General features: G+C 69.6%; 12 protein-coding genes. 6 read left to right on the forward strand and 6 right to left on the reverse strand.

Going from position 1 to position 9,667, the window contains the following annotated elements:
- Positions 1-1,093: phosphopentomutase (locus tag WBA11_RS05285; protein ID WP_424519670.1), on the forward strand; the 1,093-nt coding region annotated here is incomplete at its 5' end.
- Here WBA11_RS05285 and WBA11_RS05290 read toward each other — a convergent pair.
- Positions 1,090-1,425: a hypothetical protein gene (locus tag WBA11_RS05290; RefSeq protein WP_424519671.1), complete on the reverse strand. Its 336-nt coding sequence runs from the start codon at positions 1,423-1,425 to the stop codon at positions 1,090-1,092. The genes WBA11_RS05285 and WBA11_RS05290 overlap by 4 nt on opposite strands.
- Positions 1,426-1,476: 51 nt before the next feature.
- Between WBA11_RS05290 and WBA11_RS05295 the strand changes: the two genes are divergently transcribed.
- Positions 1,477-1,887, forward strand: a complete 411-nt coding sequence (locus WBA11_RS05295; protein ID WP_424519672.1) for a hotdog fold thioesterase — start codon at positions 1,477-1,479, stop codon at positions 1,885-1,887.
- Positions 1,874-2,290, forward strand: coding sequence for a DUF6314 family protein (locus WBA11_RS05300; RefSeq protein ID WP_424519673.1), 417 nt, complete (start codon positions 1,874-1,876; stop codon positions 2,288-2,290). The genes WBA11_RS05295 and WBA11_RS05300 overlap by 14 nt, the downstream gene beginning before the upstream one ends.
- Before the next feature lie 17 nt (positions 2,291-2,307).
- On the opposite strand, the gene WBA11_RS05305 is transcribed toward WBA11_RS05300, so the two are convergent.
- Positions 2,308-4,038, reverse strand: a complete 1,731-nt coding sequence (locus WBA11_RS05305; RefSeq protein ID WP_424519674.1) for a T9SS type A sorting domain-containing protein — start codon at positions 4,036-4,038, stop codon at positions 2,308-2,310.
- A 131-nt stretch (positions 4,039-4,169) separates the two neighbouring features.
- Between WBA11_RS05305 and WBA11_RS05310 the strand changes: the two genes are divergently transcribed.
- Together WBA11_RS05310 and WBA11_RS05315 are read left to right on the forward strand one after the other, a co-directional pair.
- Positions 4,170-4,493: a EutN/CcmL family microcompartment protein gene (locus tag WBA11_RS05310; RefSeq protein WP_424519675.1), complete on the forward strand. Its 324-nt coding sequence runs from the start codon at positions 4,170-4,172 to the stop codon at positions 4,491-4,493.
- Positions 4,490-4,759, forward strand: coding sequence for a EutN/CcmL family microcompartment protein (locus tag WBA11_RS05315; protein ID WP_424519676.1), 270 nt, complete (start codon positions 4,490-4,492; stop codon positions 4,757-4,759). Before WBA11_RS05310 ends, WBA11_RS05315 begins: the two co-directional genes overlap by 4 nt.
- 95 nt (positions 4,760-4,854) lie before the next feature.
- Here the strand turns inward: WBA11_RS05315 and WBA11_RS05320 are convergent, their stop codons facing one another.
- The gene (locus tag WBA11_RS05320) at positions 4,855-5,844 is read right to left on the reverse strand and encodes a DUF368 domain-containing protein (RefSeq protein WP_424519677.1); all 990 of its coding nucleotides are present in this window, start codon (positions 5,842-5,844) and stop codon (positions 4,855-4,857) included.
- A gap of 182 nt (positions 5,845-6,026) precedes the next feature.
- A complete protein-coding gene (locus WBA11_RS05325) occupies positions 6,027-7,763 on the reverse strand; it encodes an amidohydrolase (RefSeq protein WP_424519678.1) in 1,737 nt (578 codons plus the stop codon).
- 63 nt (positions 7,764-7,826) lie between these two features.
- Between WBA11_RS05325 and WBA11_RS05330 the strand changes: the two genes are divergently transcribed.
- Complete coding sequence (locus tag WBA11_RS05330; protein WP_424519679.1) at positions 7,827-8,030, forward strand: hypothetical protein; 204 nt, start codon at positions 7,827-7,829, stop codon at positions 8,028-8,030.
- On the opposite strand, the gene WBA11_RS05335 is transcribed toward WBA11_RS05330, so the two are convergent.
- Together WBA11_RS05335 and cdaA are read right to left on the reverse strand one after the other, a co-directional pair.
- Complete coding sequence (locus tag WBA11_RS05335; RefSeq protein WP_424519680.1) at positions 8,027-8,686, reverse strand: protein-L-isoaspartate(D-aspartate) O-methyltransferase; 660 nt, start codon at positions 8,684-8,686, stop codon at positions 8,027-8,029. The two genes, WBA11_RS05330 and WBA11_RS05335, sit on opposite strands and share 4 nt — an antisense overlap.
- The gene (gene cdaA / locus WBA11_RS05340) at positions 8,683-9,525 is read right to left on the reverse strand and encodes a diadenylate cyclase CdaA (protein WP_424519681.1); all 843 of its coding nucleotides are present in this window, start codon (positions 9,523-9,525) and stop codon (positions 8,683-8,685) included. Before cdaA ends, WBA11_RS05335 begins: the two co-directional genes overlap by 4 nt.
- Positions 9,526-9,667 lie beyond the last annotated feature (142 nt).

Consider the following 9,667-nt stretch of genomic DNA (forward strand, 5'->3'; position numbering starts at 1 on the left):
CGTCCGGCGAGAGCGGCCGTCGCTGCCCAACCTCGAGCGGTGGGGGCTGGGGAAGCTGGTCGACGGCCTCGAGGTCGCGCGGCAGCCTGTGGCGTCGTGGGGCCGGCTGACGGAGCGCGCGGCGGGCAAGGACTCCACGACGGGGCATTGGGCGTTGGCCGGCCTCGTCCTCGAGGACGCGTTCCCGACGTACCCCGACGGCTTCCCGCCGGACGTCCTTGACGCGTTCTGCGACCGCGTCGGCATCGAGGGCGTGCTGGGGAACCGGGCGGCGAGCGGGACGGCGATCATCGCGGACCTGGGCGAGGAGCACGAGAGGACGGGGCGGCCCATCGTCTACACGTCGGCGGACAGCGTCTTTCAGGTTGCGGCGCACACCGGCACGGTCGGCCTCGAGGAGTTGTACCGGATGTGCCAGATCGCCCGGGACCAGGTGATGGTTGGGCCGCACGCCGTCGGGCGCGTGATCGCGCGGCCGTTCCACGGCAAGCCCGGCGCGTACCAACGGATCTCGGCCGGGCGAAAGGACCTGTCGCTCCAGCCCCACGGCCCGACCTTGCTCGACGCGCTCCAGACGGGCGGCGTCCGCACGGTGTGCGTCGGCAAGATCGCGGCCTTGTTCGGCGGGGCCGGCGTCGACCTCGAGGTCAAGACGGCGGGCAACGCGGACGGCATCGGCAAGACGCTCTCGGCCATCCGCGACGCCGCGTCCTCGAGGACGCCGACGTTCGTCTGGACCAACCTGGTCGACTTCGACGAGCTGTACGGCCACCGCAACGACCCGGCCGGCTACGCCCGCGCCCTCGAGGCCTTCGACGCGGCGGTCCCCGACCTCGAGGCCGCCCTGCCGGACGACGGCGCGATCTTGCTCACGGCCGACCACGGCAACGACCCGACGTATCCGGGCACCGACCACACGCGCGAGCGCGTCCCGGTGCTGTTGTACCGGCCCGGCCTCGAGGGCGAGGATCTGGGCACGGTGGACACGTTCGCGGCTCATGCGGCGACGGTCGCGGCGTTCTTCGGGCTCGACGCTCCGGGCGAAGCTGAATCCTTAGCGAGCGAGTTGCAGACTCGTCCTCGAGGGCGCTAGACGGCGTCCGCCCTAGCCTCGTCGATCTTCGACCGGATCGACCGGACCGTGCTGATGGCGCCGAACACGACCAGGACGGCGACGAACGCGTAGACCCACCACGGCACATTCGTACCGGCGACGATGAGGTAGAGGTAGGCCGAGATAAAGCACAGCCCCGCCGCCAAGATCGGGAGCACGGGGCTCTTGCCGGCCCGCACGTTCTTCCCGATCCAGGCCAGCGACAGGAAAAAAAGCGGGATCGCGCCGACGTAGATCGCCCCGAATATGATGGGGTCCACGCCGTACTCCGCGCCCAGGCCGAGGAACCACTCTTTGACGTCGTCGAACATGAGGCGGGCGCGGTGAGGCCGTAGACTACCGCCCGATCCCGAATCTTTCCGATGCCCGCCTCCTTTCCCGACTTCTCCGACCGCGAGACCCTCGGCCAAACGTTGGGCATGGAGATCCTAGAGGCCGGGCCGGACCGGTGCGTCGCGACGATGCCCGTCGAGCCGCGCCATCACCAGCCGCTGGGCTACCTCCACGGCGGCGCGACCGTCGCGCTCGCGGAGACCGTCGCGAGCGTCGGCGCGTTTTTGGCCGCAGACGAGGGCTTCACGGCGTTCGGCCAGGAGATCAACGCCAACCACCTCCGTTCCGTCCGCGACGGCGTGCTGACGGCCGTCGCGACACCGATCCACGTCGGGAGGACCAGCCAGGTGTGGGGCATCGAGGTCCGCGACGAGCGCGAGCGCTTGGTCTGCATCAGCCGGTGCACCCTGGCCGTGGTGCCGATCCGTGACAGCGACTGAGGTCCTGGCGCGGCTGGCGTCCTCGAGGACGGCCTCGATCCGCATCGAGGGAGAAGTGCGGGGGACCGGCACGGGCACCGTCGAGGTCGTGCTCGAGGGCGCGACCGTGGTGCTCGTCGACGTCGGGACGTGGACACTGGGCGGTCACTCGGTCCGGTGGCGGTCGTCCTCGAGGTGGCGCGTTTGTGGCAACGCCCTCGAGGTCGAGCGCGTCCGCCAGGGCGAGTCGGCGCGGGTCGTCCTCGAGGTCGGGCCGGACGGGGTGTGGCGCAGTGTCGAGGCGTGGATCTGCGGCTTCGACGCATACTCGGTCGGGGTCACCGTCCTTGAGGACGCCGTCGAGGTCGTGTGGACGATCCGGGGGGCGGCCAAGGCCTCGAGGACGGTGACGCGGTACGGGTAGCGCCCTCGAGGGCGGGATCACCTAGCGATCACAATCGGGACCGTCACGGCGTCCACTCCGGCCGTGATCCGGCACAGGTAGTGTCCGTCTGGAAGCGTACCGGCGTCGAGGCTGATCCGTTGCTCGCCAGCTGCGTACGCCGTCTGGTGGTCGAGAACCTCTCGACCCAGTAGGTCGAACACGCGGACGTCAACGACCTCTGCGGACTGGAGCGTTATGGGGATCACGACATCACCCCGGGAGGGAGTCGGGTACGCTGGCGAGACCTCGAACGCCAGGCGCTCGCTGTCCTCGCTGTCGACGACGATGGGTGGGGCGACGTAGCGCATCGAGGCCGGCTCGGAGAACGGACCGGCGCCAGCAGGCACGTTGGCCGCGACGCGCCATCCAAGTTCGATGCCGTCGTAGATCCGACCCCATCGGCTCGACGTGGGGAAGTCGCCGAGCGTCACCGACGTACCCTCGATATTGAGTTCCTCATAGATCCGCCCTCCGTTTCCGCAGCACTCGATGGTCCATACCTGAACCCTGTAGCTCGTGGCATCAGGGACTGGCGACCACGACAGCGTCAGATCCCCGTCTGTTACCTCCGTCTCGTTGACAGGCGACAATGGCGCCGGCGACAGTGTGGACATATCGAGGTCGAACGCGAACACGCCTGATCCTCCCAGCAACGGCTGCCCATCGACCAACTCGAGCGTCCATCCCAGCCACCCCCTGCTACTCTCGAGGAGCGCTGTCATCGGCCACGTGCCGTCCCCAGCCTCGAAGACGTACGCCACCCCCGAGGGATTCCCGCCCACGTCGTCGGTCGCATCGCTGACGAGTAGGACGCCGTCCTCGATGGCGACGGCTCCGCCAAATCTGCTCGTCCGGATCGGGTCCCCCGTCACGATGGCCCGCTCGGTCCAGGTATCACCCTCGCGTTGGAATACGGCCGCGTGTCCTCCCTCGGGGTGTTCGTAGCTCAACGCCGTCACGGCTGCCCAGTCCCCGCGGAGTGCGACGGCGTACCCGTACCGGGCGAGACCACCGATGCTCGGGGTAAGGGTCTGTTTCTGAATCCACTCCCCGTCCTCGAGGTGGTACATGTCGGCCCCGATCAGGGCCCGCTCGCCGTCGATAGCGATGTCGGCCCAATCCGAGCGCGCCTGCACTCTAGCCGTGGTCTCCTGCCGCCAGACCCAGCCGTCGTCCGTCCGCTCGTAAAAATAGACGTAGAGCGCTCTGGGACTGTAGGAGTCGGGGTAGACCTGGCTCATGACAAGCGCCCAGTCTCCGTCCATCGCGACGTCGAGCCCGAAATCCACGCGCGAGTCACCGCTGGCGGTGCGCACAGGAAGCAGCTTCTGCTCCTCCCGCCACTGCCCGTCGGGTTGGCGGACGAAGTGGTAGACCGCGCCCTCGGTGATACAACTTGTCGCGCCGCCACAGGCCTCGGCGTCCCAATAGTCGGCGATGAGCGCGGACTCGCCCTGTATGGCGACGGACCCACCAAAGTTGGTTGGGGTATCGGTCCGTTCGAGACGAGCTTCCTCGGCCCATCCATCGCCATCCTGACCTAGAATCGTCACGTAGGAGTTGGTGAAGCCGTTCCCCGCCGGTGCGCCCGCAATGATCCGAACGCCGTCGGTATCGAGTCGGTAGGCGGGGACGTCGAGGAAGTAGGTCTCGACTTGTGATGCTGCTGGATCGGCGAGGGCTAGAAACGCTAGCAGAAGCGACCCGATAAGCGTGAGGGGTTTCATGAGAGATGAGAGCATATCGGTTAGAATACGGAGTCGTACAGCCGGCCCCAATCCCAATCGCCGTGGATTGGGGGTCGCGTCCTCGAGGACGAGATCGGTGCGGCTACCTTGCGGGGTCCCACAACGAAACAATGCTCCTCGGCGAAGTCATCGGCACGGTCTGGGCCACCCGGAAGGACCCGGGGCTGGTCGGGATGAAGTTTCTCGTCGTCCGCGAGATCGACCTCGACGGGAACGCCCTCACCAACTTCGTGGTCGCCGCCGACGCCGTCGGTGCCGGCGAGGGCGAGGTGGTGCTGGTCGCCCAGGGCTCGTCCGGTCGTCAGACGGAGCAGACGAAGGGGAAGGCCGTCGACGCCGTCATCATGGCCATCGTGGACCGGCTCGACGTGACGAAGGAAGACGCCGACCTGCCGGAGGCCGCCCTCGAGGCCGCGCCGCTCGTCCTCGAGTGAGGCTCGGACGCGTCATTGGGAACGTGTGGGCGACCCAGAAAGACCCGTCGCTCGTCGGACGGCGGATGCTGCTCGTCCAGCCGCTCCGCGCCGACCGCACCGATGTCGGGCGACCCACGGCGGCGCTCGACACGGTCGATGCCGGACCCGGCGATACGGTTCTCTACGTGACCTCGTCGGAGGCCGCGATCCCGTTCCGCCCCGGCAACGCCCTCACCGCGACCGACGCGACCATCGTCGGCGTCGTAGACCCGGAGAGCGCATAGAGACGCCCCGCGGAGCGTCTGTACCGGGCTCGAGGTCGCGTCCTCGAGGACGCCGAGAGAGGGTTGATTGCCGCACCGTTCGCCCTCGAGGGCGGCTACGCATGCACGTCCCTGTGCTCCGACGCGAGCGCCGAGTCGGCCCCGTCGAGGCGCTTCCGGCCGATCCAGGTCAGACCCGTCACAAAAGCGAACCCGGCCAGCGCCAGGCCCAATACGAGCGGCCAGCCCACGCCTCCGCCGCCCAGCAGCAACGCCGGGTCCGCGCCCGGCCCTAAGAGCGACGACGGGTCCGGCACCCGCTCGACCACGCCGTCGGATCCCGTGTGCTCTACGAACCCGACCCACGGCCACAACGCCCGGAGCGAACCGGCCAGGAGCCCGACCAGGACGGTCATCGTCAGGTCGTGGTAGCGGTCCAGGAGCCAGCTCAGCGCCTTCGCCGCCAGCCCCAGCCCGATGCCGGCGCCCAGCGCGAACGTCGCCACGAACGCCACGTCGAGCGAGCGGAGCGCTTCGAGCGTGGGGCGGTACAGCCCGAAAACCTCGAGCAAGAACGCGCCGCTCACGCCCGGCAGGATCATCGCGTTGATCGCGACCGCCGCCGTCCCCGCGATCCGGAGGAAGGACGGATCTGCGGCGTCTCCCGTCCGGGGCAGGCCGACCAAGAAGAACGCGATCACGGCCGCGACGACAGCTACCGCGAGGTGCCACGTGTGGTGCTCGTGCCGTTCGCGCCACGGGATCACGATCGAGGCCGCGACCAGTCCGAGGAAGACCGCGCGGCACTGGACCGGGTACGCCTCCAGCAACTCCGGCACGAACAGCGAGCCGAGCCCGATCGCCACGAAGATGCCGACGACAACCGGGAGAAGCAGGCTCCACTCGAGGGCGCGGAACTGATCCAGCGCCTCCCCGAACCGTCCTCGAAGGAGCGTGAGCACGGCCGAGAAGGCGTCCCCAATCGCCGCGATCAGGTTCTTGTAGATCCCCACGATCAGCGCCATCGTCCCGCCGCTGACGCCCGGGATGATGTCGGCGCCGCCCATGAGCAGGCCCTGGAGGAAGCGGCGGAAGAGGGGAGGCATGGCGTCGCGGGGAGGGGACGGAAGATCACTCCGTCCTCGAGGTCGGGGTTGGACGGGATGCGGAAAGAGGCTCTGTAGGTCACGACCTCGAAGCCGGGCCGCGTCGCGTGTGCACCGTAGCGCTGAGTGGAGAGGCGGCCATCAGCGTGTCGCCCCAGCCGGATCGACCTTGGCCGTCTCTCCTACTGCTGGTCAGCGTCAAACGCTACCTTCCCGCCCACGATGGTCATCACGGCCGAGCCTGAGAGGAGGTCGTCGGGCGACGTGGTCAGCGGGTCGAGGTCTAGCACCGTGAGGTCGGCCCACTTGCCTGTTTCCAGTGTGCCCGTGCGGTCCTCGATGCCGGACGACCGTGCGGGCCAGACGGTGTACGCCCGGAGTGCTTCCTCAGCCGTCACGGCCTGCTCCGGGAGCCATCCACCCTGTGGCTCCCCGTTCTTCTGCCGTCGCGTGACAGCGGCGTAGATCCCGTAGAAGGGCGACCAGTCGGTGCCGGTAAAGTCCGAGTTGAAGATCAGCAGCGCGCCACCCCGGCGGAGCGAGCGCCACGCGTAGGCCCCGCGCACCCGGTCCGGTCCCAGGCGGTCGGTCGCCCACGGACTGTCCTCGACGGCGTGCCCCGGCTCCATCGAGGCGACCACGTTCAGCGTCCCGAACCGCTCGATGTCGTTCGGGTGGACCACCTGAGCGTGCTCGACGCGGTGGCGCAGCGCGCGCGCGTCGGGGTGGCGCGAGAACACGTCCTGGTAGAAGTCCAGCACATCCCGGTTGCCCGCGTCGCCGATGGCATGGATGCCGGCTTGGAATCCCGCCGCGATGTACCGTTCGACGGCCGCCGGGTCGAAGCCGTAGTCCGCGCCCGCGACGCCGCGGTGGCCGGGCTGGTCGGAGTAGTCGTCCAAGAGGCGGGCGCCTCGAGAGCCGAGCGAGCCGTCATAGTAGGCTTTGACGGAGCGAATCTGAAGCCTGGCTTCCGGGTCAGTGGTCGGCCCTCGTTCCAGCCAGTCCGCCGGGTCTGGCGCGTCCGGGACGCCGACGGCCAGCATGGCCTCGACGCGCATGGGGAGCGCGCCCGAGTCGGCGAGGGCGTGGTAGACCGGCAGGTAGTCCGACCGAACACCCGCGTGATGCGTGGAGACGTACCCGGCCTGGAGCAACTGGTCCATGCCGTAGCGCAGGATCCGTTCTTTGTGCGCGGGCGAGCGGGGCGGGACGGCGTCGTTGAGCAGGTCGGTGGCGTTGTTGAGCAGCACGCCCGTCAGCGTGCCGTCCGGGCGTCGCACCAGCGTCCCGCCCACGGGGTCCTCGGTCTCGGGGCCGAGACCTGCGGCCTCGAGCGCGCGAGCGTTCCCGAGCGTCCCGAACCCTCTCAGTCCTTTGAGGACCACGGGGCGATCCGGGTAGAGCACGTCCAGAAACGCTCGGTCCGGCAAGGCGTCGGCCCACTCGCCCTCGTCCCACCCGGTCCCAAGAATCCACTCGCCCGGCGGCCGCTCGTCGGTTTCCGCCAGCCGCTGGGTGATGTCGTCCTCGGTCTGGACGCCTTCGAGTCCGATCTCTTCGGCCTTCTCGCCGATCTCCTGCAGGTGCCCGTGGCTCTCGACCAAGCCGGGTACCACGACGGCGCCGTCCAGGTCGATGACCCGGGTGTCGTCGCCGCTCATCGCCAGCGCCTCCGCGTCGGACCCTACGTAGGCGATGAGCCCGTCGCGGACCACGACGGCCGTCGCGTCGGGCGTCCAGCGCTCGCCGTCGAAAGGCGCGTTTGCGGCGGGCCGTCCCTCGAGGTCGGGATCGTCCCAGGCCAGCGTGTACACGCGGGCGTCGTGCAAGATGAGCGAGGGGCCGGGCGACGGGCGACAGCCGGCGACGCCGAGCACGACGGCCAGCGCCGCCCACCGGGCGGAGTGGGAGAGCATGGAGCGGTGGGAGAGAGCGACGGGGGTGACAACCTATCCCCGTCGCCGCGCTGGAGCAGTCCGATGGGCTCCCCATGCCTTCAGCCGACCCCCAACGTGCCGCCTCGAGGACGCGGGGCCGGCCTCGAGGACGCGAGGGACGACGAGGCTCGTCCTCGAGCTCTACCTGCGTGGCTGTCTGAGCCGGGTGCTCTGAACGCGAGAGGCGCCGTCCTCGAGGTCGTGGACCATCTCCACCGCTCGCGACCGGTCCTCGAGGGCGGCTAGTCGCGGACGAGCGGGACGAAGGTGACGTCGTTGAACGTCTCGTCGGTGAACGCGTCCGGCCCGGTCCGCGTGATGCGGTGCAAGACGTGCTCCTTGGCGGGGCCGACAGGAATCAGCATCCGCGCGTCCGGCTTGCCCTCGGCCGGCTCGCGGAGTTGGGATCGCAGCTCGTCCGGGATCGTCGGCCCGCCAGCCGTCACCACGATCGCGTCGAACGGGGCGTAGCCGGGCCAGCCGAACGTGCCGTCGCCGGCGCGCGTCCGGACCGACAGGCCAAGCTTCTCGAGGACGGGCTTCGTCCGGCGGAGCAGGGGCTCGTGGCGCTCGACCGAGAACACGCGCGCTCCCATCGTCGCCAGGATCGCGGCTTGGTAGCCACTGCCCGTTCCGACCTCGAGGACGCGCTCGCCGCGACGCAGCCCCAGCAGCTCGGTCATCCGGGCGACCGTGAACGGCTGCGAGATCGTCTGCCCCTCGCCGATCGGCAGGGCGAGGTCGTGGTAGGCCTGCCCGTGGAGGCCCGTGCCCGGGATAAAGCGGTGGCGCGGGACGGCACCCACGGCCTCGAGGACGGCCGGGTCCTCGATCCCCTTGTCGCGCAACAGGTCGACGAGCTCGCGGCGGCGCGCGGCGGCTTGGCGGTCGGTCAGGATCACGGGGCGGGGGCCTCGACGGGCGGAGGGCTGGGTTCTTCCGGCGTCTCGCGTCGGTCGGGGGAGAAGGCGTCGAGCAGCCGCGTCTCGACCTCGGCCAGCGTCAGCCCGACGTCGAGCTTGCCGTTCTCGGCGACGGAGATCTTGCCCGTCTCCTCGCTCGTCACGATCACGAACGCGTCCGTCCGCTCGGTCAGTCCGACGGCCGCGCGGTGGCGCAGGCCCAGGTGCGGGTCGAGGTGGCGCGCGTCCGAGACCGGCAGGATGCACCGGGCGGCCTCGACCTTCTGGCCCTGGATGATCGCGGCGCCGTCGTGGAGCGGCGAGTTGGGGAAAAAGACGGACGTGATCAGGTCACGCTCGACGTCGGCCGAGAGGCGCGTGCCGGACTCGATGTAGTTGCGCAGGCCCGTCGACCGGGCGAACGCGATGAGGCTCCCGATCCGGTCCCGGCTCATCTCGCGGATCGCGCCCATGACCTCGTCGGTGATCTTCTGGCGGGGCGGCTGGGTCACGAGTCGGCGTACGATCGGGTTGCGGCCTAGCAGGAAGAGCGCCTGGCGGATCTCGGGCGCGAACAGGATCAGGACAGCCAGGACGAACACGTCCCCGACGGCTCCGAAGAGCGTTGTCAAGGTCGTGAGCCCCACCGCGCGGACGACCTCGTTGACGGCGTACAGACCCAAAAGCGCCACGGCGACCTGGACCGCGATCGTGCCTCGGATCAGGCGGTAGCCCTGGTACACCAAGACGGCCGTGACCAGGATGTCGACCAGGTCGAGCCAGCGGACCGGTACGAACCCGATGCGCAGGCCTTCTTGAAGCGCGAGGGCGAGCGTCACAGTTCGCCCTCGAGGCCGGCCTGCCGGGCCGCCCGGATCAGGGTCACGACCTCGACGGTCGCGCGCACGTCGTGGACGCGCAGGATCGCGGCGCCACGGACGACGGCGGGGGCGGCCAGCCCGAGCGATCCGAACAGCCGGC

The organism is Rubrivirga sp., assembly GCF_049648075.1.
In the GTDB taxonomy this organism is placed as follows: Bacteria; Bacteroidota; Rhodothermia; order Rhodothermales; family Rubricoccaceae; genus Rubrivirga.

Coding starts and splice junctions, on each gene's coding strand:
- WBA11_RS05290 (WP_424519671.1), bottom strand. CDS start 1,425: ATGTTCGACGACGTCAAAGAGTGGTTCCTCGGCCTGGGCGCGGAGTAC.
- WBA11_RS05295 (WP_424519672.1), top strand. CDS start 1,477: ATGCCCGCCTCCTTTCCCGACTTCTCCGACCGCGAGACCCTCGGCCAA.
- WBA11_RS05305 (WP_424519674.1), bottom strand. CDS start 4,038: ATGAAACCCCTCACGCTTATCGGGTCGCTTCTGCTAGCGTTTCTAGCC.
- WBA11_RS05310 (WP_424519675.1), top strand. CDS start 4,170: ATGCTCCTCGGCGAAGTCATCGGCACGGTCTGGGCCACCCGGAAGGAC.
- WBA11_RS05320 (WP_424519677.1), bottom strand. CDS start 5,844: ATGCCTCCCCTCTTCCGCCGCTTCCTCCAGGGCCTGCTCATGGGCGGC.
- WBA11_RS05325 (WP_424519678.1), bottom strand. CDS start 7,763: ATGCTCTCCCACTCCGCCCGGTGGGCGGCGCTGGCCGTCGTGCTCGGC.
- WBA11_RS05330 (WP_424519679.1), top strand. CDS start 7,827: ATGGGCTCCCCATGCCTTCAGCCGACCCCCAACGTGCCGCCTCGAGGA.